Source organism: Seminibacterium arietis (genome assembly GCF_042675725.1).
Lineage (GTDB): Bacteria > Pseudomonadota > Gammaproteobacteria > Enterobacterales > Pasteurellaceae > Seminibacterium > Seminibacterium arietis.
On record NZ_JBHTJN010000008.1, the window covers coordinates 107,517 to 131,310 of the forward strand.

Annotated in this window: 22 protein-coding genes and 1 riboswitch; of the genes, 4 read left to right on the forward strand and 18 right to left on the reverse strand. The window is 34.8% G+C overall.

The genetic code is table 11. From position 1 onward, the window contains the following. Positions 1-2 precede the first annotated feature (2 nt). The 3 genes from pepN to rplM all read right to left on the reverse strand — a co-directional run bounded on the left by pepN (position 3) and on the right by rplM (position 4,300). Complete coding sequence (gene pepN / locus ACFQ02_RS03145) at positions 3-2,612, reverse strand: aminopeptidase N (RefSeq protein WP_380819186.1); 2,610 nt, start codon at positions 2,610-2,612, stop codon at positions 3-5. A gap of 852 nt (positions 2,613-3,464) precedes the next feature. Further along, a complete protein-coding gene (gene rpsI / locus ACFQ02_RS03150; protein WP_380819188.1) occupies positions 3,465-3,857 on the reverse strand; it encodes a 30S ribosomal protein S9 in 393 nt (130 codons plus the stop codon). A gap of 14 nt (positions 3,858-3,871) precedes the next feature. Further along, entirely contained in the window at positions 3,872-4,300 is a 429-nt protein-coding gene (gene rplM / locus ACFQ02_RS03155; RefSeq protein ID WP_380819191.1) for a 50S ribosomal protein L13, read from the reverse strand. Between the two features lie 454 nt (positions 4,301-4,754). On the opposite strand from rplM, the gene ACFQ02_RS03160 reads away from it, so the two are divergent. Together ACFQ02_RS03160 and purE are read left to right on the forward strand one after the other, a co-directional pair. Further along, on the forward strand, positions 4,755-5,201 hold the full coding sequence (locus ACFQ02_RS03160) for a hypothetical protein (protein ID WP_380819194.1): 447 nt from the start codon (positions 4,755-4,757) through the stop codon (positions 5,199-5,201). Between the two features lie 643 nt (positions 5,202-5,844). Continuing rightward, complete coding sequence (gene purE, locus ACFQ02_RS03165; RefSeq protein ID WP_380819197.1) at positions 5,845-6,339, forward strand: 5-(carboxyamino)imidazole ribonucleotide mutase; 495 nt, start codon at positions 5,845-5,847, stop codon at positions 6,337-6,339. Positions 6,340-6,398: 59 nt separating this feature from the next. On the opposite strand, the gene moaE is transcribed toward purE, so the two are convergent. From moaE to moaA, 4 genes are all read right to left on the reverse strand, one after another. Continuing rightward, on the reverse strand, positions 6,399-6,854 hold the full coding sequence (gene moaE / locus ACFQ02_RS03170; protein WP_380819200.1) for a molybdopterin synthase catalytic subunit MoaE: 456 nt from the start codon (positions 6,852-6,854) through the stop codon (positions 6,399-6,401). After that, entirely contained in the window at positions 6,855-7,100 is a 246-nt protein-coding gene (gene moaD / locus ACFQ02_RS03175) for a molybdopterin synthase sulfur carrier subunit (RefSeq protein ID WP_380819203.1), read from the reverse strand. It lies immediately after the preceding gene. A 5-nt stretch (positions 7,101-7,105) separates the two neighbouring features. Beyond that, the gene (gene moaC / locus ACFQ02_RS03180; protein WP_380819206.1) at positions 7,106-7,585 is read right to left on the reverse strand and encodes a cyclic pyranopterin monophosphate synthase MoaC; all 480 of its coding nucleotides are present in this window, start codon (positions 7,583-7,585) and stop codon (positions 7,106-7,108) included. 5 nt (positions 7,586-7,590) lie between these two features. After that, positions 7,591-8,607 carry a GTP 3',8-cyclase MoaA gene (gene moaA / locus ACFQ02_RS03185; RefSeq protein WP_380819208.1) on the reverse strand — a complete coding sequence of 339 codons (1,017 nt, stop codon included), beginning with the start codon at positions 8,605-8,607 and terminating at the stop codon, positions 7,591-7,593. Next, positions 8,596-8,744, reverse strand: a riboswitch (molybdenum cofactor riboswitch). (Overlaps the previous gene by 12 nt.) A gap of 198 nt (positions 8,745-8,942) precedes the next feature. Here moaA and ACFQ02_RS03190 point away from each other — a divergent pair. Continuing rightward, positions 8,943-9,869 (forward strand): gluconeogenesis factor YvcK family protein, encoded by a 927-nt coding sequence (locus ACFQ02_RS03190; protein WP_380819211.1) that lies wholly within the window; start codon positions 8,943-8,945, stop codon positions 9,867-9,869. 62 nt (positions 9,870-9,931) lie between these two features. On the opposite strand, the gene uvrD is transcribed toward ACFQ02_RS03190, so the two are convergent. The 3 genes from uvrD to ACFQ02_RS03205 all read right to left on the reverse strand — a co-directional run bounded on the left by uvrD (position 9,932) and on the right by ACFQ02_RS03205 (position 14,186). After that, entirely contained in the window at positions 9,932-12,118 is a 2,187-nt protein-coding gene (gene uvrD, locus ACFQ02_RS03195) for a DNA helicase II (RefSeq protein WP_380819214.1), read from the reverse strand. An 87-nt stretch (positions 12,119-12,205) separates the two neighbouring features. Then, entirely contained in the window at positions 12,206-13,291 is a 1,086-nt protein-coding gene (gene rlmM, locus ACFQ02_RS03200; protein WP_380819217.1) for a 23S rRNA (cytidine(2498)-2'-O)-methyltransferase RlmM, read from the reverse strand. After that, on the reverse strand, positions 13,284-14,186 hold the full coding sequence (locus tag ACFQ02_RS03205; RefSeq protein WP_380819223.1) for a transcriptional regulator GcvA: 903 nt from the start codon (positions 14,184-14,186) through the stop codon (positions 13,284-13,286). Before ACFQ02_RS03205 ends, rlmM begins: the two co-directional genes overlap by 8 nt. 436 nt (positions 14,187-14,622) lie before the next feature. On the opposite strand from ACFQ02_RS03205, the gene ACFQ02_RS03210 reads away from it, so the two are divergent. Next, positions 14,623-15,642: a branched-chain amino acid aminotransferase gene (locus tag ACFQ02_RS03210; RefSeq protein WP_380819227.1), complete on the forward strand. Its 1,020-nt coding sequence runs from the start codon at positions 14,623-14,625 to the stop codon at positions 15,640-15,642. A 106-nt stretch (positions 15,643-15,748) separates the two neighbouring features. Here ACFQ02_RS03210 and aroG read toward each other — a convergent pair whose 3' ends face one another. From aroG to prmC, 8 genes are all read right to left on the reverse strand, one after another. After that, on the reverse strand, positions 15,749-16,837 hold the full coding sequence (aroG, locus tag ACFQ02_RS03215) for a 3-deoxy-7-phosphoheptulonate synthase AroG (RefSeq protein WP_380819230.1): 1,089 nt from the start codon (positions 16,835-16,837) through the stop codon (positions 15,749-15,751). Between the two features lie 76 nt (positions 16,838-16,913). Then, positions 16,914-18,176, reverse strand: a complete 1,263-nt coding sequence (gene lolE / locus ACFQ02_RS03220) for a lipoprotein-releasing ABC transporter permease subunit LolE (RefSeq protein WP_380819238.1) — start codon at positions 18,174-18,176, stop codon at positions 16,914-16,916. Continuing rightward, positions 18,173-18,862 carry a lipoprotein-releasing ABC transporter ATP-binding protein LolD gene (gene lolD / locus ACFQ02_RS03225; RefSeq protein ID WP_380819586.1) on the reverse strand — a complete coding sequence of 230 codons (690 nt, stop codon included), beginning with the start codon at positions 18,860-18,862 and terminating at the stop codon, positions 18,173-18,175. Before lolD ends, lolE begins: the two co-directional genes overlap by 4 nt. Before the next feature lie 28 nt (positions 18,863-18,890). After that, a complete protein-coding gene (locus tag ACFQ02_RS03230; RefSeq protein WP_380819241.1) occupies positions 18,891-20,075 on the reverse strand; it encodes a lipoprotein-releasing ABC transporter permease subunit in 1,185 nt (394 codons plus the stop codon). Between the two features lie 65 nt (positions 20,076-20,140). Then, positions 20,141-21,082, reverse strand: coding sequence for a 2-hydroxyacid dehydrogenase (locus ACFQ02_RS03235; RefSeq protein ID WP_380819244.1), 942 nt, complete (start codon positions 21,080-21,082; stop codon positions 20,141-20,143). 125 nt (positions 21,083-21,207) lie between these two features. Then, on the reverse strand, positions 21,208-22,062 hold the full coding sequence (gene kdsA, locus ACFQ02_RS03240) for a 3-deoxy-8-phosphooctulonate synthase (RefSeq protein WP_380819247.1): 855 nt from the start codon (positions 22,060-22,062) through the stop codon (positions 21,208-21,210). A 13-nt stretch (positions 22,063-22,075) separates the two neighbouring features. Then, positions 22,076-22,891: a SirB1 family protein gene (locus ACFQ02_RS03245; protein WP_380819250.1), complete on the reverse strand. Its 816-nt coding sequence runs from the start codon at positions 22,889-22,891 to the stop codon at positions 22,076-22,078. After that, the gene (prmC, locus tag ACFQ02_RS03250) at positions 22,881-23,786 is read right to left on the reverse strand and encodes a peptide chain release factor N(5)-glutamine methyltransferase (RefSeq protein WP_380819253.1); all 906 of its coding nucleotides are present in this window, start codon (positions 23,784-23,786) and stop codon (positions 22,881-22,883) included. The genes ACFQ02_RS03245 and prmC overlap by 11 nt, the downstream gene beginning before the upstream one ends. Positions 23,787-23,794: the final 8 nt, after the last annotated feature.

Genomic DNA, 23,794 nt, shown 5'->3' on the forward strand with positions numbered 1-23,794 from the left:
AGTTACCGCAATGCTTTTTCAATTTTTTCAAAGAGATCTCTTGATAAATTTTCTACTGCACTTAAACGCTCCAATGCACGCTTCATCAAAGTCTGACGCTGTGTATCATAGCGAGAAAAACGAATCAAAGGCTCAATTAATCTTGAAGCAACTTGTGGATTTTTTTCGTTTAGGCGAATCAGTACATCAGTTAAGAACCGATAGCCTGAACCATCCGCCACATGAAAAGCCTTTAAATTACGGCTAACAAAGGTTCCAATAAGTGCTCTTACTCGATTTGGATTATTAAAATTAAAGCTAGTGTGTTCCATCAGTTGAATGACATTTTGTAATACATTTTCGTTTGGAGATGTTGCTTGTAAAGCAAACCATTTATCCATAACTAATCCATCATGTTGCCATTTCTGTTCAAAGTCTTTCATGAGTGCTTCACTGCACTGTAATTGAGCTTGTGTTGCTGCTGTTAATGCTGCAAGAGTATCTGTCATATTATCTGCATACAAATAGTGTTTATTAACTAAATTATTACCTAAATGTGTGTAAGCCAAATAATTCAAACAGAGATTTCGCACACCTCGTAATGCAATATCTGATTGTACGACTTGATAACGATCAAAATGAATTTGATTATAAGTTTTCAACAAAAGATCTTGTAAATTTTCTGCTATAAATCTTTGCATAAAAGAACGTACAATCGAGATCCCTTCAGGATCAATAACTTTGAATAATTCAGCAAAATCCGTTGTTTTTGGTAGAGTTAAAATTAATGTTGTCAGTGCTGGGTTCTGTTTCCAATTTGACAATACTTGCTCAAGTGCGGCTAAAATTTCCCGTGAAAAATCAAGATCTAGACCTTGTCTATAATTTACTAAATTACGTCGTAATTCATTATTAAATAACATTTGTACAGCATCCCAGCGAATAAATTCATTTTCTGCGAAACGAAGTAACGTAATTAACTGAGAAGTAGTATATTCATAGTCTAATTTCACTGGTGCAGAAAAATCACATAATAATGCGGGAACTGGGCGACTTGCAATCTGATCAAATTCAAAAATTTGGTCTTTATGTATTACATTTAATACATCAGTAATAGGCTGTCCTGATCTTTGTAATACTTGTTTCACCCCTCTTTCATCATAAAGCGCTATTTTCAATGGAATATGCAAATCAACTTTTTCCATTTGATCTGCTGTGGGTGGTGTAATTTGTGAAACTTGTAAGCGATAAATTTTTGTCTGTTCATCATAACTATCAGTCACAGTCAATTCAGGCGTACCAGATTGACTATACCAACGGCGGAATTGCGTAAGATCTATTCCAGATGCTCGCTCCATAGCAGAAACAAAATCCTCACATGTTGCTGCTTTTCCGTCATTTTCAGCAATATAAAGTTTCATACCAGCTTGAAAAGCGGTTTCTCCCAATAAAGTATGTAACATACGAATAACTTCAGCACCTTTTTCATAAACAGTCATCGTATAGAAATTATTCATTTCAATTACTTTTTCAGGTCGAATTGGATGAGACATTGGGCTAGCATCCTCTGGAAATTGCACGCTACGTAACAATCTTACATCTGCAATGCGTTTCACAGCTCTTGATCCAGTATCGGCAGAAAATTCTTGATCACGAAATACTGTTAATCCCTCTTTCAAACTAAGTTGAAACCAATCTCGACAGGTTACTCTATTACCTGTCCAGTTATGAAAGTACTCATGACCTATCACACTTTCTATTGCGAGATAATCTTCATCAGTTGCAGTTTGTGGATTTGCTAGTACAAATTTAGAATTAAAAATATTCAATCCTTTATTTTCCATTGCACCCATATTAAAGAAATCTACCGCTACAATCATGTAAATATCTAAATCGTATTCTAATCCAAACCGCTCTTCATCCCACTTCATCGATTTTTTTAAACTTTCCATTGCCCAGTCTGCACGATTCAAATTACCTCTATCCACATAGAGTTCTAAAGCCACATTTCTACCGCTCTTTGTAGTAAAATTATCTTTTAGTAAATCAAAATCACCTGCTACTAGTGCAAATAAGTAACAAGGTTTAGGGAAAGGATCCTGCCACTCGACCCAGTGTTTTCCATTCTCTAAATCTCCCCCTGCAATACGATTTCCGTTAGAAAGCAAATAAGGATATTTCATTTTATCTGCTGTAATTTTAGTTGTGTAACGTGCTAATACATCAGGTCTATCTAGCATATAAGTTATTTGTCTAAACCCTTCTGCTTCGCATTGTGTGCATAGTCCTTGTCCAGATTGATATAATCCTTGCAACGATGTATTTTCGGCAGGTACTAAAAATGTAACTATTTCCAATTCAAATTGATCACAATCAATAGTTTTCAAATCTAATGTTAAACTTACACTATCTTGTTGATAATCCCTAAACTCTTCGCAATTTAAACGAATTGAAACAAATTGAAATGCAGTACCATCTAAACGTAGTAACGTAGAAGTTTGATTTAAACGTTGATAACGACTTTTTGCGGTAACTATAGTCTTTTGTGGATCGAGTTGAAAATCAAGAAAAATATCTGTTACTGTGAAATCTGGTGTCTTATAGTCTTTTCGATATTTAGCTTTAGCATACATAACAATAACCTAAAATTTAAGAGAAAAAATTGGAACTAGGATATGATTTTTAAAAGAAACTTGCAAGTTTGATTTTGATTGTTTGGCTATAACAATGATAATAACAGCTTAAGCATACTTTCTAAGTTAGTTTCCTATTACTGCATAAATAAGCCCGAACCTACAAATAAATTCACCTAAGTTATTTAACTCACCTTTATCCAGTTCGTTAAATTACCTTTGTTCATAATCTTAATCTATTTCCCAATAAAATTATTTTCTTTGGGTGAGACTATCTCTAGCTCGTAAAAACAAATAAACAACCGTTCATTTCTTGTGTTCTCACTCACTATTAGAAAGTATTCTATTTATTAAATGCCGATGTGAAAATATACGTAAAGTCTGCACTCCCTCCCTAAGATTTACCACTTCTTAGTTCTGATTCCTTTTCTGAGTGCTGAGGAATCTGTGGGACTTTATTTATAGTAGGGTCTGTAAATTTTATTTTCTAATCTGAGGTGATGGGTAACCTAACTAATCTAATTCAATCATTATTATTAATAATCGAAGATTAATAATAAGAAAGTAATAAATTGTCTTTGACTTTGACATCAAACCAAGAGTTTATATATAACTCTAACAGGGAGGTTCAATCGAAGTAAACCTATCCTACTGTCATTAGCAAATTGGTCAATTTACATTACCAACTTAGAACAAGATTTTGAGCAACGCTCCGTCTCTTGTCTGTCCTCCCAACTATCTCCAAGAAACAGTTAAAAGGTCCAGAGAAAACTGGTACAATCCAGTTTTCTCCAAGCAATAACTCCTTGATATATAAGGAGTTATTGCCAAAAGTACGACGCCTTGTCGCACTTATCGTTTTGAGTATTGTGGACGACGACGAGCTTTGTGCAGCCCCACTTTTTTACGCTCTACACGACGAGCATCACGAGTAACAAATCCTGCTGCACGCAATGCTGGACGTAAAGTTTCATCATACTCAATTAATGCTCGAGTAATACCATGACGGATCGCACCCGCTTGACCAGAAATTCCACCACCTTTCACTGTGATGTAAAGATCTAACTTGTCTGTTAACTCAACTAATTCAAGTGGCTGGCGTACTATCATACGTGATGTTTCTCGTCCAAAATAGACATCCAATTCACGCTTATTTATAGTGATTTTACCACTTCCTGGTCTAATGAATACACGAGCTGAAGAGCTTTTGCGACGACCTGTGCCGTAATTTTGATTCACTGTCATTTTTAACTCCGTGATTAAATATCTAAAATTTGTGGTTGTTGTGCAACATGTTCATGAGTAGAACCCGCATACACTTTCAATTTACGGAACATTGCACGTCCCAAAGGACCTTTTGGCAACATACCTTTTACCGCAATTTCAATCACAGCCTCTGGACGACGTTGAATCATTTCTGCGAAAGTAGCTTGTTTGATACCACCTACATAGCCTGTATGCCAATAGTAAATTTTATCACTTTTTTTATTACCAGTTACTGCCACTTTATCCGCATTAATCACGATGATATAATCACCAGTATCAACGTGTGGAGTATATTCAGCTTTATGTTTACCACGTAAGCGACTTGCTAATTCAGTAGCCAAACGACCTAAAGTTTTACCTGTCGCATCGACTACATACCAGTCACGTTTTACTGTTTCTGGTTTTGCTACAAAAGTTTTCATTAATTAATTACCAATAAAAATATTAAAACCCAGTGTCTAAGAACAGACACAACCATGAATCTCCATCCTCACCCCTTCGAGTGCGATTTCAATAAAATAATGTGCGGTGGGAATTCCAACACATTCACAGGGTCGGAGAATTATACAGGAATTTACACCTAAAGCCAACTATTAATTATGGTTATTTAATTACTTTTAGAGGCTGTTTCTTAATATGTTTGCATGTTGCTTTTTAGATCTGCTTTATGGACTATGTTCATCTAAATATTTATATCTAAAAAAAGAATAAAAATACCTTATAATCAAGACTTGATAACAGAAAAATGCAATATATTCAAAAAGGCTGTGTCCAATAAACAACACAAATCCCAAATGAACTAAACAACCGCCAATGAAACAAAAATAGGCGGTTAGAGCATAAGTATCGTTAGCAGATAATGCTGAACGATAGTATTTGAAAACAGCTTTAACCCAAGTAGGATTAACAAATACAGTCAGACCATTGATTAAAAAAAATGGGGCGTTCGGACGTGAGAACAGTATTGAGAACAGATTTATTGCACAATTTGTCGCAGGTGAACGAGCGAGTTTTTCTAACGGATATGACTTCGGCAAAGAATCAAAACATCCTGTTGACCCATTATGGGCAATTGGATCAGCAACAGTAAAAGGGAAAATTAGTAACTTGAAGTTTTTGCCAAATAATACAGCAACTGCAGATATTACTTATGAATTTCGCGATAGATTCACAGATCCTTATGATACATTTAATTGGGTTGAGGGCGAATGGAACCCAAACGGTACGCCTTATGAGATTGAAGACCGCTGGACGAATAAAATGGAGTTTAAATACAGACCTCAGACTGAAAAACAACTATTAGAACTCTTAAAGCAAAATTAGGAAACTCAATGTCTCAAGGAAAGTAAAAAATTAATGGCAAGCGGAGCCAGCATTAAACAAAAAGCTAGCATAAAAACAAGCCAGCCACTGGCACGCAAGGTTATTTTTAAATCACGTTTAAAAATAACGAAGTAACTAGAAATGCCGAAACAAAGAACAACAAATAAAATTTTTACCGCATGATACAAAGTGAACATCAATAGCATTAGACGACCTTAACAATAAATTTACAATGTTTTTTTATATTATAACAACAGGACTAAATAAATCTATTTTAGAGCATACTATTATGAATAATAATTAACCTATTATTAATTGGATGAATATAAATCATTCAACAAGATAAAACAAATAGCATTACTTCCATCTAAAGTTGGAACAACGTGAAAATTCATACATCTTTCTTAAAATCTGCCATTCAATCCATGACTAATTAACTTTAAAAAATTTCAAAACTTGATCTTTTGTTTATTAGCTCAATTGAGAATATAGACCGTCTAACAAATTTTTGCTTTGCACTGCGTGGATAGCAATAATTGTATTTTTCCACAACAAAGTTTAACACCGCCTTAAGCAAACGTTTGCCCAGTTGATTTATCTTATGTTATGATGACAGTGAAATCATTAACTCATAGGAAAAATAATGAAAAATCCTCAAATTGCTATCGTGATGGGGTCACAAAGTGATTGGTCAACGATGAAAGAAGCTGCGGAAATACTTGATAGTTTAACACTTAATTATCATGTAGAAATTGTTTCAGCACATAGAACCCCCGACAAATTATTTAGTTTTGCAGAAAGTGCGGTAGAAAAAGGATACAAAGTGATCATCGCGGGAGCTGGCGGGGCGGCACACTTACCAGGTATGATCGCTGCAAAAACTGTCGCTCCTGTACTTGGCGTGCCTATAAAAAGTGCAGTATTGAACGGTATCGATAGCCTGTACTCTATCGTGCAAATGCCAAAAGGTATCCCTGTTGGTACGTTGGCAATTGGAGCAGCTGGGGCTGCAAACGCAGCTTTACTCGCAGCTCAAATTTTAGCAATGTTTGATCAATCTATTATGGGAAAATTGAATCAATTTCGCCAACATCAAACTGACATCGTTTTAAATAATCCCGATCCTAGACTGATTTGATTAATAGAGAAGGCATAGAAATCTATGCCTTTTTGAATAAGAATTACTTAAAATTGAGATCACGCCCATTTTTCTAATGCAATTTTATCGCTGTCATGTTGTTCAATCCAACGATTGCCTTTCGTGGTTGTTTCTTTTTTCCAAAACGGTGCTTTACTCTTCAAAAAATCCATAATAAATTCATTAGCATGATAAGCGTCTTTACGATGAGCGGAACTCACTCCCACAAGAACAATCTCATCACCAGCTTGTAATAAACCTATTCGATGAATTACTGCAACTCGCTGAATTTGCCAGCGTTTTTGTGCTTCAGCTACAATCTCAGCAAGTGCTTTTTCAGTCATAGCAGGATAATGCTCTAAAAACAGACTAGATACTGATTCATCTAAATTAAGATCCCGCACTTTGCCAACAAAAATGACGGTTGAACCAACAGAATTCGATTCGCTCAGCCAATGATAAATTTCATTTTGATCAAAAGGCTGAGTTTGTACTGCTATTTTACTTTGAGACATTTATCCTCCCGTCACTGGAGGGAAAAATGCTATTTCATCACCTGATTTCACCGCACTTTCTAAAGGTTGTAAACGTTGATTAATTGCAACTAATAGTTTTCCTTTTTCTAGTGCTAACGCCCATTTATCCCCTTTCATTGCTAAAGCTTGACGTAAGGCTTCTGCTGTCGGAAACCTTGCTTCAATGTTTAATTCACCGATACCAATTAGCTCTCTTGTTTGAGCAAAAAATAATACTTTCAACATTAAGTTTAAGCCTCTACTGTAAAATGCCCTGATTTTCCACCGCTCTTTTCTAATAAGCGGATCTTTTCAATACAAATATCTTTCTGCACAGCCTTGCACATATCATAAATTGTTAATGCGGCAACGCTAACTGCTGTCAGTGCTTCCATCTCCACTCCAGTTTTACCACTTAGCTTACATAAGCTTTCAATTCGCACTTGATTCGTTTCTAAAAGTGCGGTCAATTTCACTTCTACTTTTGAAAGTAATAAGGGGTGACAGAGCGGAATTAATTCCCAAGTCCGTTTTGCAGCTTGAATACCTGCTATGCGAGCTGTGGCGAACACATCACCTTTATGATGTTTACCCTCTACAATCATGGATAAAGTATCTTGTGACATTGTCACTAATGCTTCTGCTCTCGCCTCTCGGACAGTATCTAGTTTAGTGGAGATATCCACCATATTTGCTTCACCGTTAGTATTAATGTGTGTAAATTTTGTCATATTTATTAACCGCCAATTGCTGCTAAGTGATTGCGAATTCCACTATTACCATTATGTAAAAAATGATGTTCTTTTTTATTTTGTAAACTAGCAAAGATCCTTGCTTTCAATAAAGGAAGTTGTTGATCAGAGTACAATAAATCTCGTAAATCAATTCCTTCTTCACCAAATAAGCACAAATGTAATTTACCTGTAGCAGAAACACGCAAACGATTACAGTTAGCACAAAAGTGACGTTCGTAAGGCATAATCAGACCAATCTCACCAACATAGTCGCTATGTCTAAATATTTTTGCAGGCCCATCTAAAGGTAGCTTTGGCTGTAATTGCCATCCAGTATGAAGCAATTTTTGTTCTAAAACTTTACCTGACAAATGATACTTTTCAAAAAATTCTTTCATATCATTAGTTTGCATTAATTCAATAAATCGCATTTGAATTGGTTGATCTTTGATCCAAGCTAAAAATGAGTCAAAATCTTTATCATTTAAATTCTTCATGAGAACAGAATTCACTTTGACTTTTTTATAACCAACTGTAAACGCTCGTTCAATTCCTTGCATTACATCATTAAACCTGTTAGTCCCTGTAATAGCATGAAACATTTTGGGATCAAGGCTATCCACACTCACATTGATTGATGTGATACCTGCTTGTTGCCAATCTGATACTTGAGTCGCCATTCTGTAACCATTAGTTGTTAACGCAATTTGTTTAATCTGTTCTTGCTGTGCTACGGTTTCAACAATAGATAAAAAATCTTTACGTAAAGTTGGTTCTCCACCCGTTATACGTATTTTTTTAGTGCCAAATTCAGCAAATCCATTAACTAAACGACGAATTTCATCAATATCGAGAAAGTGCGGTCGATTTGTAGTACATTTATATCCCTGAGGTAAACAATAATTACAACGAAAATTACAAGCTTCAGTAATGGAGAGCCGTAAATAATGATACTCACGCTGAAAAGAATCAATTAAGCGATCTTCACTTATATTTTTAACAAAGATTGGTTGTTGCATTATACACCTTTCTAAAATACGAGAGGATAAATCGTTTCCAATTTTATCCTTGAGCAGTATAAATACTACTGGCATTGCCACCTTGTTTTTATAAAAACTAAAAAGTTAGGTAAACAAGCTCGGAGTCATGCGTAATATTGCGTTAATTCTAATATAAAGCGTTTATCTACGCTATCATTTTTGATATAAATTTCCTTAAAAATCAATTATATAAAAAAATACATAACGATATTTTATAGCAATTTGAGAGAGTAAATTGATTTATTTGATTGGCTTTAAAATACAAGTGAGTATAATGAGGCTATTGAAATCACTACAAAATAAAAGAGGATGAAATGACTAACTCTCGCCCTTATACCAGTCATAAAAATCTTGATAAAATAAAAAAAATAGTCGCAATTGGTGGTGGACATGGTTTAGGACGTGTTATGTCGGCATTGAGTTTCATGGAAGAACGTTTAACTGCGATTGTAGCAACCACAGATAATGGTGGTTCTACAGGGCGAATTCGTAGAGAACAAGGCGGTATTGCGTGGGGAGATTTACGTAATTGTCTCAATCAAATCATTACTGAACCCAGCACAGCCTCTGCATTATTTGAATACCGTTTTTCTGGTAGCGGTGAGCTAGCAGGACATAACCTTGGTAATTTAATGCTCAAAGCTCTAGAGAATATGCACATTCGCCCCACAGATGCGGTAAATTTAATTCGTGATTTGCTTAGAGTGAAATCTTTTATTATTCCCATGTCAGAACATTCAGTGCATTTAGCTGCAACATTACCATCAGGTAATGGTATTGTTGGGGAAGTCGATATTGATAATCTAGCAGAATTACCTAAATCTGTATTTTTGGTTCCGTTAGTAAAGGCAACTCCCGAAGCTATAACCGCACTTCAACAAGCTGAAATCATTTTGTTTGGACCTGGTAGCTTTTTCACAAGTATTCTTCCTCCTATTCTATTGCCTGAAATTGCTGAAACTTTGAAACAAAGTGTAGCAAAAAAAATATTCATTGATAATCTTGGCGTAGAACATAGCCCTGCAGCAGAGCTTTCTTTATCGGCTCGAGTTGATTGGATCAATCGTACTGTAGGTAAAGATATTATTGATGGAGCAATTGTACAACATGATACTGTAGAAAAAATATTTACTGATAGAATAAACGTTATTGCACGTCGTTTAAACGATGATAATATTAACTACCGTCATGATCGCACTTTATTATGTAAAGCAATTGATGATCTACTAGAAACATTATAGCTTATTCATTTTTGCAATAGAAAATTGAGCAATATTACTCGATTTTTAACATCGGTGATTAATCAAAACAATTTTTCTAATTTTGCTAAGGAAGCAATCAACCATTTTATCCCCTGACCTTGGAAAGCAATTTGAAGCCGAGTATTATTTTCAGAACCTTCAATATTGATGATTGTCCCTGTTCCAAATTTAGCATGCTTGACCTTTTGCCCCACCTTCCAATCGGATAATTCGTTTTCTATGAAAAGTCTATTAGTACTGACCGCACTTCTATTATAAGCTCGACGAACCGTTCCTCGTAAACGCACAGCTTGAATATTGGCTTCGGGTAACTCGGCAATAAAACGAGAAGGAAAATGTTTTTCTTCTTTTGCATATAAACGACGATTTTCTGCATAGCAAAGCGTTAATTTTTTCTTTGCTCTAGTAATACCTACGTAAGCTAATCGACGTTCTTCTTCCAATTGTTGTGGTATTTCTAAAGATTGAAAGCTTGGGAAAATACCATCTTCCATACCAATAATAAATACTCGATCAAACTCTAATCCTTTTGCTGAATGCAAGGTCATCATTTGTACTGAGCTTTCATGCACAGAAGCTTGTTCTTCACCAGCCTCAAGAGAAGCGTGAGTGAGAAAAGCCGTTAAATCAGACATATCTTCTGCATCAGTAGGTTTAACAAATTCTTTTGCTGCAGTAACTAACTCTTCTAAGTTTTCAATTCGAACTTCGCCTTTTTCACCTTTCTCTTGTTGATACATTTGATATAAACCAGAATGTTTGATGACAAAATCCGTTTGAGCAAACAGCGGCATTTCTGATGTATCTTGTTCTAGTGAATTAATTAATTCTATGAAACGAAAAAGTGCAGTAGCAGCACGGCTAGCCAACATATTTTCATTAATTGCGAGTTGAGTTGCCTGCCATAAAGTGATTTGCCGTTCTCTTGTCAACGTTCTTAATACATCAAGAGTACGCTCCCCAAGACCTCTTAGCGGAGTATTAACGATACGCTCAAAAGCAGCATCGTCTTGGCGGTTAGCAATTAAACGTAAATATGCTAATGCATCTTTAATTTCCTGACGTTCGAAAAAGCGTAATCCACCGTAAATACGATAAGGGATATTTGAACGAATTAAAGCATCTTCAATAACACGAGATAATCTATTGCTACGATATAAGATAGCACAATCATCTAATTTTCCGCCTTCATCTAGCCATAAGTTAATTTGTGATGCTACAAATAAAGCTTCGTCTAGCTCATTAAACGCTGCATAAATTTCTACAGGCTCGCCTTTTTCTCCCGCTGTCCAAAGATTTTTTCCTAAGCGTTTTTCATTATTGGCAATCAACTGATTTGCACTCTGTAAAATATTTTCTGTAGAACGATAATTCTGCTCTAAAATAATCTTTTTAACTTTTTGAAAATCCTGTAAAAAATGGTGAATATTTTCTACTTTAGCACCACGCCAACCATAGATAGATTGATCATCATCGCCAACAATCATCAACTTTGCACTATCACCTGCTAATAATTTAATCCAAGCATATTGAATTTTATTAGTATCTTGAAATTCATCAATTAAAATATGTTGAAAACGTTGTTGATAGCGCTGAAGAATAACTGGTTTGCTCTCTAATAATTTATATGCTCGCAATAGCAATTCTGAGAAATCAACTAAACCAGAACGATCACAAACATCTTGATAAATTTGGTAAATTCTAACCCACTGTTTTTCTTGAGGATCATTATAATGCTCAATTTGGTTTGGTCTTAACCCTTCTTCTTTTTTATGATTGATATACCAGCAGGCTTGTTTAGGTGGAAAATTATGTTCATCATAGTGGTGTAGCTTCATTAAACGCTTGACTAACCTTAACTGATCTTCACTATCCAAAATTTGAAAATCTTGTGGTAGCTTTGCATCAAGGTAATGTGATCGTAATAAACGATGTGCAATACTGTGAAACGTACCAACCCACATGCCAAATAAATTAGGTTGCGAATATTGTGCTAGTGTAGATTCAATACGATGTCGCATCTCCGCCGCAGCTTTATTTGTGAAAGTAACTGCCATAATGCTACTTTCGGAAATGTTTTCTACTGCAATCAACCAAGCTATACGATAAGTTAAAACTCGAGTTTTACCACTTCCCGCTCCAGCCAATACTAAATAGTTACCTAAAGGAGCAGACACTGCTTCACGCTGACGATCATTTAATCCATTGAGTAATTCTGAAATATCCATCACATCACCACTGTTTTTTTATACAGCAACATTATAATCAATTTTAGTTCAAATGCAATAAGACAAAAATTATGTGACATTTCACTGTCACATAATTTGAATGTGAACTGTGACTTCCTCTCGATCATGATACAGTTGTTTTGCCTGTATTTTCACTTTAAATCCTTTTTCATCAAGAATGGTTTCAATATAACTTAAACACTTTTGTACTTCTTGATAACGTTTTTTCATTGGTAATTTTAAATTAAAGATACTTTCTTTACACCAACCATAACTAAACCACTTTGCAATAAGAGTAATCACACGACTAGGTTGCTCTACCATATCGCATACCAACCAATGAATTTTTTTACGTTTTGGAGGATGAAATTTAAAACCATCTTCAGCACAATGTTCAATACGCCCAGTCTCATGCAAGCTTGATGCCATTTTGCCATGATCAACAGCATAAACAAACAAGCCTCGTTTCACTAGCTGATAAGTCCACCCACCAGGACAAGCACCTAAATCTACAGCATACATTTCTTGGTTGAAATGCAGATGTTCTTTTTCTTTAGGAATAAAAGTTCGGATAGCTTCTTCCAGCTTAAGTGTTGAGCGACTAGGTGCTTCTACAGGAAATTTTAACCGCAAAATTCCCATAAAATAGGGAGCATGATGTTGGTTATAAGAATAACCGATATAACAATTATTTGGTTGAATGAAAAAAATATGCAAAGTTAGACCGCACTTTAATTGTTTATTAGATACTAACCATCCTTGTTTTTTCATTGCATTTCGCATAGGTACTGTAAATTTACGACAAAATGTTAAAAGCTCTTTCGCTTCATTAGTATCTGCTGTTTCCACCCATAGTTCAGTACTCTTAGTCAGATCAAGTGCGGTATTATTTTTATATTTTTCGATAATAGGAGTAATGCGATCTTGGGGATTTAAAGAAGATAATAAATCAGATACTACTATCATTTGACGAGCAAAAATTAGTTGTTGTATAGATAATTGTTGTGCTAACCAATCAGCTTCAGACTCTTGATAGCATTCAAATAACAAATAACCACTGTTTTCTACTACTCTAGCAAAACCAAACACGCCCAATGCACTAGATTTTTCCGTTATTTCTGCAGCAAGCTCTTTTTCAAAACCTGCTCGACAATACAAAAGTAGACTATTCATTTGTATTACCTTGCTTTTGTTTGATTGCACTCATAATCCAATTTCGAAAAGCCACGATTTGTGGATTATTTGCTTGTTCAGGATAATTTACAACATAAAAAGACTTCGGATCTTTTAACACCGTTGGTAAAGCTATTTGCAAGTCCCCATTATCCACTTCCTGCTGTGCCAATAATTTATTTGCCAGTACAATTCCTTGTCCATGTATTGCGGCTTGCAACGCCATAAATGTATGACTAAAAAGAGGACCATGTTGAATATTCATACCTTCTAATTGCAAATAATCAGTCATTGTTCGCCAATTATCATAAGTGTGAATATGAATGAGAACATGATTATGTAAATCTTCTGCCGACAAGAGCGGTTGTTTTTCCAACAATTTTGGAGAAGCTAACACCAGTAGCTCTTCCTCTACTAACTTTTCTACTTGCAAATTATCCCAATGCCCGCGTCCATAATAAATTGCGACATCAACATCTTTACTCAATGCACCTTCATCTTGATCAACACCTTTTAAGCGAACTTCTATATCAGGATATAATTTATTAAATTCACTCAAATGTGGAACAAGCCATTGAATCCCAAAAGTTTGCGGTACACTGATTGTTAAATGTTTTTCATTTACTTGTGCAAGCAATTTGTTTGTTGCTTCAGACAAACGTTGCAAAATTTTACTTATATCTAAAAAATAAGCCTTGCCTGCATCCGTAAGCTCTAACGAACGATTTTTACGCTTAAATAACTCAATACCTAAAAAATCTTCTAGCAACTTTATCTGGTGACTAACCGCTGCTTGAGTCACAAAAAGTTCATCTGCTGCTTTAGTAAAGCTTAAATGACGAGCAGAACATTCAAAAGCCTTCAATGAATTCAAAGGAGGCAAACGTTTATACATAAAAGATCCTATTAAAAAACATTATCTTTTGATAACCCATTGATCTCAGATTAGTTTTTTTTATATCTGTAATAAAAAAATATACCTTGTGGGATTCTAATTCCCTCATTAAAATAAACACATACTTAATGATTGGTAATTCCTTACTGGTTAAAGAGTTTCGGACTTAAGTATGATGTTGTGTTTGCATATTGTCCGAGAGATCGGACAGAGTAACTAGTCTAGTTACTCATTTCACTTCCTGTATATTTGAACCTATTTAGGTTATGCACCGCTCTACAAGGGCGGTGTTTTTTTACTTTGGATCCTATCATAATTTCTCTGATTTTTCCTATCTAAATAAAAGAAATTTAAAATTCTTTATATTTTTAGTTTTAAAAATTTTTATAATAGTGTAGATTGAAACGATTCTGTCGTATAGAACCAAGGAAATAAGATGACTAAAAATATAGATTGGCAAAACTTAGGATTTAATTATATTAAAACAGATTATCGCTATATTGCTTATTGGAAAGATGGTAAATGGTCAGAAGGCGAACTCACTAAAGATAATGTATTGCATATTAGCGAAGGTTCAACTGCTCTTCATTATGGTCAACAATCTTTTGAAGGACTAAAAGCTTATCGCTGTAAAGACGGTTCAATCAATTTATTCCGCCCAGATCAAAATGCATTGCGTATGCAAGCCAGTGCGAGACGCTTACTCATGCCAGAAGTCCCTGTAGAAATGTTTATTGATGCTTGTAAGCAAGTAGTAAAGGCTAATGAACAATGGCTTGCTCCATATGGTACTGGAGCAACTCTCTATTTACGTCCATTCCTTATTGGTGTAGGTGATAATATTGGAGTGCATCCTGCCCCAGAATATATATTCTCTATTTTCTGTTGTCCTGTTGGTGCTTATTTTAAAGGTGGAATGTCTCCAACTAATTTTATTGTATCAGAATATGATCGAGCTGCACCACATGGTACGGGAGCTGCAAAAGTAGGTGGAAATTACGCAGCAAGTCTCTATCCAGGGTTGATAGCGAAAACACGCCATTTTGGTGACTGTATCTATCTCGATCCAGCTACACATACAAAAATTGAAGAAGTTGGATCTGCAAATTTCTTTGGTATTACAAAAGATAATAAATTTATTACTCCGCTTTCACCTTCTATTTTACCTAGCATTACTAAATATTCTTTGCTTTACTTAGCAAAAGAACGTTTAGGAATGGAGATTATCGAAGGTGATGTATATATCGATCAATTAGAACAATTCAAAGAAGCTGGTGCTTGTGGTACTGCTGCTGTCATTACACCAATCGGCGGTATTCAGTATGGGGATAATTTCCATGTATTTTATTCAGAAACTGAAGTCGGTGAAGTTACACAAAAGCTGTATAACGAATTAGTCGGCATTCAATTCGGTGATATAGATGCACCAAGTGGTTGGATCGTTAAAGTAAAATAGAAATTCTTTAAATTAAAAGGCAGTTAATAAAATGCCTTTTAATTTATACCTAAAAAATTTTTGCAGTATTACACCGCACTTAATAAATGATGATTTGTATCAGTAATCAGATGCAAGAGCTATTCTTATGACGACGAGCAATAACGGCCTGAGACAAATCAGCCAAAACTTGTTCTGAATCAGACCAGCCAAGACACGCATCTGTTACACTTTGACCATAACAACTCGCGGTACCGTCGATAATATCTTGACGACCTTCAATTAAATGGCTCTCAACCATTACACCAAAAATTTGGGTCGAACCAGCGGAAATTTGATGGCATACAGATTTACACACATCTAATTGTTTTTTAAATTGTTTATCACTATTAGCATGACTAAAGTCAACCATAACATGTCCAATTCGACCGCTCTCTTTAATTTTATCACAAACTAAAGTTACGTCTTTTTCACTGTAATTTGGACCTTTATCTCCACCTCGTAAAATGACATGGCAATCATTATTACCTGTCGTAGATACAATGGCTGAGTGTCCAAATTTCGTGACGGATAGAAAATGGTGGGGTGCTTCCGCTGCACCTATCGCATCAAGGGCTATTTTAACAGAACCATTTGTTGCATTTTTAAACCCCACAGCACAAGAAAGTCCCGACGCTAACTCGCGATGAACTTGAGATTCTGTAGTTCTAGCTCCAATCGCCCCCCAACTAATAAAGTCAGCTAAGTATTGCGGTGTAATCATATCTAAAAACTCACTAGCTGCAGGAACTTCTAAATCATTAATATCGGATAGTAATTTACGAGCAATCCGCAATCCATCATTTAAAGCATAAGTATTATTTAAAAAAGGATCATTAATTAATCCTTTCCAACCAACTGTAGTTCTCGGTTTTTCAAAATATACTCGCATGATAATTTCAAGAGTATCTTGATACTTCTCTCGCATTTGTTTAATTTTTAAAGCATATTCTAAAGCAGAATTAGGATCATGAATTGAACAAGGTCCAATAATTACTAACAAGCGATCATCATTTTGATGAATAATATCATGAGCTTTTTGACGAGTTTGCTTTACAATGTTAATTGCTTTCCTACTTGCTGGATATTTTTCTAATAATGCAATAGGCGGTAGTACCTGAGCTGTTTTTACAATTCGAGTATCATCATTTGCAATTTTAATTTTTGTTTTTGTCATATATCACTCACTTAATTATCAACATTTATTATTTGTTTTCACGAAAAAATAAAAAAATTACCACATTTTCAACAAATCAATAGTTACTCAGCACTTGTGCTGGTTGTAATTTTGCGGCACGATTGGCTGGGTACAAACTTGCTAGCAAGCTCAACATTAATGTAGCTAACAAAACTAATAACACATCTTGCCAATGTAGTTCACTTGGTAAAAAATCCACAAAATAGACACCATCTGATAATAATTTTTTACCAATGATCGATTCAAGAGCTTGAATAAGTGCGGTTAAATTTAAAGATAGTACTATACCTAAAATAGTACCAATAATACAACCTTTCATTCCCACTAATAAACCATAAAAAATAAAAATCTGCCTAACAAAGCCGTTATTTGCCCCTAACGTCCTCAGTACAGCAATATCACTTTGTTTATCTTTTACTGCCATTATTAAAGTAGAAACCACATTAAAACAGGCTACACTAATTACTAGTATCATTGAAATATACATTACTGCACGTATTAACTGAATATCACGATACATATAACCAAATTTATCACTCCAATTTTGAACAGCAAGTCTTTGTGGATAATCTTGCAATTCAGCGTAACGCATTGAGCTAATTTTGAAAGGATCTTGTACTTTTATTTCTATACCATTAATTTGTTGTGAATTATAACCTAATAATTGCTGAGCTTGTTTTAAAGGCATCAGAGCATAACTATGATCCAGTTGTCCATCCAAACGCAAAATACCAGTAACATAAATAGAATAACGTTCTGGTTGCTCAAATTTATTATTCGAGGCATTGCTTTGATTTTTTGAAATTAACAAAGTGACTACATCACCCACTTTCACTCCAAGTTCTTTCGCAATACCATTACCTAATATCAAACCGCCTTGCTGATCAAATTTTTGCCAGTTTTGTTCCAAAACATATTGTCCTAACTGACTCACTTTATCTTGTGCTTTTTTTGCCACACCTTTAATTTGAACAACTTTCAATTTTGTACCATTTTCAATTAATGCAGAGAACGAAACAAAAGGTGAGCTAGCAACAATTTGCGGATTTTGTTGTAAAAGTGCGGTCAAATTTTGTCTCTGTTCAATTACTGAAATGCCACCCTTTTCCGCTAGTGTAAAAATTTCAGCATGGGGTACAACTGCAAGAATGCGATTATTTAGCTCTCGTTCGAAACCATTCATTGCACTTAGTCCTAAAATCAACACAGCTACACCAAGTGCGATGCCAATTAAAGAGAAAGCGGAAATTAACGATACTAATGGATTTTTTTGTTTAACTTGTTGATAACGCAGACTAATAAAGAATGGGTGACTCATGCTATTTCTCCTGTCAGAGTACCATCTTGCATCACTAAACGTTTTGAGAATTTTTCTGCTAAATGTAAATCATGAGTAACTAATAAAAATGCCGTATTTTGTTCAGCGTTTAATTGTCGGATTAAGTCAAAAATACTTTCTGTAGTATAGCGATCTAAATTTCCCGTAGGTTCATCAGCTAAAACAAGAGCAGGATTATTGACTAATGCTCTGGCAATAGCAACTCGTTGACGTTCTCCCCCTGATAGGGCTGACGGACGATGAGTCAAACGATGAGCAAGCCCTACAGAATTTAAAATATTTTCTGCTCGATTTTGAGCTTCAGTTTTATTTTGTCTACCAATCAACATTGGCATCATTACGTTTTCAATAGCGGTAAAATCTGCTAACAAATGGTGAAACTGATATACAAATCCTAAATACCGATTACGTAAAATAGCTAATTCATCACTATTTGCTTGTTGAAGTGATTGCCCTTTAATAAAGACTTCGCCACTATCTGGTTGATCAAGTCCACTTAGCATATGCAGAAGGGTGCTTTTACCAGATCCCGAAGTACCAACGATTGCGACAAGTTCACCTTGTTGTAGTGAAAAATTCACATTTTTGACTACAAGAGTTTTAGTGTCTCCTTGCAAATAAGACTTGCTCAAATTTTTACAATCTAATAAACGTTTCTCATTCATATTTTTTAAATTACCACAAATTTGTTTATCACTCATAACGTAGCACTACTGCTGGTTCTGTTTTTGCTGCTCGATAAGCTGGATATAATGTTGATAGTAAAGATAATAACAACGAAAACACAAGGATCATGATGATTTGGACATTGTTGATTTCTATAGGCAAATATATGCCATAAGGATTAATGAGAGTGAGTATATGATTTAGATTTAAAGTCAAGATCAGTCCTAACAACAGTCCAGATAGCGTACCAATTGCCCCGACAATCAATCCTTGAAAAATAAAAATTTGTTGAATCTGTTTATGTTTTAAACCCTGCGTTTGTAAAATAGCAATTTCTCCCTGCTTATCTACTACCATTAAACTCAATGATGTAACAATATTCGATACCGCAACAATAATCATAAGACTCACAAGTAAACCCATCATATTTTTTTCCATTTTAACTGCTTGGAAAAATTCCCCTTTTTGAGTTCGCCAATCTTTAATTTTCCATTTTTCCGTAGGAAAAGATCGTGATAATTCAGTAATTAAAAATGGATCTTGTAAAAATAAACGATAGCCTTCGGCTTGAGTAGTGGAAATCCGCATTAATCTTCCAATATCAGTTAGCTCAGTAAAAATTGTTGAATTCTCAAAGGGTGAAAAATAAACAGCAGAGACAGTAAATAAACGCTGTACAGGTACTCGCCCAAAAGGAGTATATTGACTATTTTCTGTAATCATCAACCTAACTTTATCTCCAACTTGTAGCTTTAGTTGTTGAGCAAGCTGAGAACTAATAATAACTCGAAAACCACCTTTAGGTAATAATTGTTGTAATTCACTCGCACTAAAATTTAGTAATAAAGGATCGTCAGTTTCTTTTTGCACGCCAATTACTTTCCCTGCACTAACTGCATTCGCCGATTGTAGTATTACATCCGTACTATTGATAGCTACCGCACTTTGCACTTCTTTGGGTAAAATAGGCAAAGAATCTGATAATTCAATATGCCCCTGTAATGGACTAATAATAGCATGTGGAATAGTAGCTAATACTTGTTGTTTTTGGTTGTTTTCTAGGCCGTTCATCACTGATAATACAATAATTAACGCACAAACACCGAGCATAATCCCAATAGAAGCAAGATTACTCACTAAACGACCAAAACGATCCGCACTTTTAGCTCGCCAATAACGCAAAGCAATAAAAAAAGAAATAGGCAATGTCATTTTATAGCCAAATTAAATTCCCCTGTGAAATCAGGGGAATGATTTCAGAATTTGAAGATTATACGTCATTTACCCTCTACAACAAAATCTTCTATATTCTTACAAAGTTTTTTTACTAAAATATCTACTGCTTGATTTGATGCCCAAGCTATATGTGGTGTAATAATAAGATTTGGTAACGTCTTTGCGGCTTGTAATAGTAAGTTATCTTTTTCTGGTGGTTCTTTAACCATTACATCAATAGCTGCAGCTGCAATAGTATTATTTTGTAGAGCCTCTACTAACGCTTGTTCATTAACTAATGGACCACGACCAGTATTAATTAAATAAGCAGTCGGTTTCATTAATTTTAGAGTATCAGCATTAATTAAATCTTGAGTGTCTGCTGTTAATGGGCAATGCAAAGTAACGATGTCAGCTTCTTTTAGTACTGTTTCAAAAGGTAAATAACCATCACGTATCGTTTTGGCTCCTTTACGTTCTGCATACATGACGTTCATTCCAAGTGCGGTAGCTAAACGTCCAATTTCCGTTCCTAAGCTTCCCTTTCCTACAACCCCCAAAGTTGAACCTTTAACATCGTTGATAGGGTAATCAAAATAACAAAATTGCTTGCAATCAGCCCATTTTGCAGAAAGTTGATCTCTATACCAGTTCATCAAATTATGTCTAAGAGCAAAAATTAAACCCAATACATGTTCTGGTACAGTAACTGATGAGTATCCAGTAATATTTTTTACTGTAATACCGAGTTCTTTTGCCGCAATAAGATCAATATTATTTGTACCTGTTGCTGTAAGTGCAATCAGTTTTAAGTTTGGTAACTGTTGCATAACTTCGCGATTAAAAATGACTTTGCTAGTAATGATAATATCTGCTTCTTTAGCTCGCTCAACAGTTTGTTCAGCACTCGTATATTCATATTCAATCCATTGATGAGGAAAATTTGGACGTGGAATAGGAATATGTTTGGGTAATGCAGTACTATCAAGAAAAACAATTTTCATAAAATCTCCTTTAGCAAGTTATGATTAAATTACACTTCGACTATACAACAAGGCTTATTAATTAACAATATTTTCACTTTTGTTTTGCAAAAAAGATTAAACTGAAGCATAAATTTTAACTATTATTAATTTGTAGTATCAATTTCAACAAAGGATTTTACTAAATCATCAACAGCCTTAATTTGTGAAACAAAAGCTTCTAGCTTCGATAATGGTAATGCAGAAGGTCCATCGCATTTAGCTAAATCTGGCTGAGGATGAGCTTCCAAAAATAATCCAGCTAAGCCAACTGCCATTCCAGCACGAGCAAGTTCTGTTACCTGTGCTCTACGCCCACTTGATGCTGCACCAAAAGGATCTCGACATTGTAAAGAATGAGTCACATCAAAAATAATAGGGCAACCTCTAGAAACAGTTTTCATTACACCAAAACCAAGCATGTCAACAACTAAATTGTCATAACCAAAATTAGTACCTCGATCACATAAAATTATTTGATCATTGCCACACTCTTCAATTTTTTCTACGATATTTCCCATTTGACCAGGACTTAAAAATTGTGGTTTTTTTACATTAATTACCGCTCCTGTTCGAGCCATAGCCTCAACTAAGTCAGTTTGACGAGCAAGAAAAGCTGGAAGTTGGATAATATCTACAACATCTGCAACAGGTTGACATTGATAAACTTCGTGTACATCTGTAATGATTTTTACTCCAAAATTTTCTTTCAAAGCCTGAAAAATTTTCAGCCCTTGTTCCATACCTGGTCCTCGATAAGAATGAATAGAAGAGCGGTTAGCTTTATCAAAAGAAGCCTTAAATACATAAGGTACTCCTAGTTTTTGTGTTACTTCTACATATTTTTCACAAACTCGCATTGCCATATCAAGGCTCTCTAACACATTCATACCGCCAAACAATACAAAAGGTTTGTGATTAGCAATCTCAATATTGCCTAAACGAATAATTTTATTTTTCATAAATAATTTCCTTTTAATGAATAGGTTCTAGTTCATTTTTAAGTTCAGAAATTTGATTCGCTAATAATATCGCTGAAGGATCATGGGGACATTTTTCAACAAAATGTGTCAAGTCATCAACTGCTGCTCTAATACAACCTAATTTAACAAACACAATACCTCGATCTCTGACTTCATAAGGACTATTTGGATGTCGATCAACTAAAGCTTCAATATAAACTAACGCACTAAAATTTAACTGATCTCGAATAAGTGCATTTTTTGCTATTTCACTAAATCGTTTCACTAATTCATTACAACCAGCGTATTGCAAAGTTTCTTCTTTCATTTCCGCGGCAAAACCAAACGCACCTTCATATAATTGCTGTAAATATTGATATGTGACATATTTCCCATCCCAAGGATCAACAAAAAAAGTTTCCTTTTCTATGTCCACTCGCAAAATTAGTTGTGTTGGAAAATTAACTGGATAAATAGGTAATGACAAACTTTCCGCTAAGTATAAAATAATTCCTGCAATACTAATTGGCATTGCGGAGCGATTTTTTAGCACATAATGTAAGTATAAATTTGAAGAATGAAAATAATTACTCGGGTCACAATAAAATCCCCAATCGTCATAAACTAACGCAAGCAAACGATCAACTTTTTGTTTAATCGTCATTTCAGGACTAAAGGCTTTACGTGCTTTTCTAACCAAGTTTCCCATTAATCCCCGAATACGATAAATTTCCTCTCCATCATCATCAAAAGTAAGTTGGTAAAAATAGATCATTTCATCATACAATGCTCGGTGATAATATTTTTCCCCTAGCCAGTTATTTTTCATTTTTTTGTCCTATCGTCACTCTATCGTTACCACTATAATCTTTAATAGTCATAACATGCTGCCACTGATTCTTTGTAAAAAATGACCGCACTTTGTTCGCCTGTTGCCAACCATGTTCTAATAATAAGACTCCTTGTGGCTTTAGATACTGCGGTGCTATTTTAATAATATGTTTTAAGTCAGAATAACCTTCTTCTGCTGAGACTAATGCTGTTTTAGGTTCAAACTGCACATCACCTTGAGTTAAATGTTCATCGTTTTCATCAATATAAGGGGGATTTGCTACAATCATATCATAATGATCGTTGATTTCATTAAACCAATCACTTTGGATAAATTCCACTTTATTCAAATTATGACGTATGGCATTAGATCTTGCTAACTCCACTGCCTCTAACAAAAAATCTACTCCTACAATACGTAAATTGAATTTATGTTGCTCAGCAATATCCTCTAATTCAGATGCTAGAGAAAGTGCGATTGCTCCCGTGCCAGTCCCTAAATCCAAAATAGCAAATTCTTGTTGCACTAAATTTTGTGGATATTTTAACCGCTCTTTAATTATTTTTAATGCTTGCTCTACTAAAATTTCCGTATCTGCACGCGGTATTAACGTACAAGGAGATACTTTTAAATTTAAGGTCCAAAAAGATTTTTCCCCTAAAATATACGCCATCGGTTGCTGCTGACAACGTTTTTCTAATAGTTCTGTTAATTGTGTTAGTTCGAATTCAGTTAACCGATCATCAGAAAATGCCAAAATACTAGCTCGATTACGTTTAGTAACGAATTCTAATAACAAAAGACTATCGCTTTTAGGATTAAGAAAAGGATCTAAACTCTGATTTTGAACTAATCTTTCCTTAGCAAACTCAAGCCATTGAGCATAATTCATGTTATTAC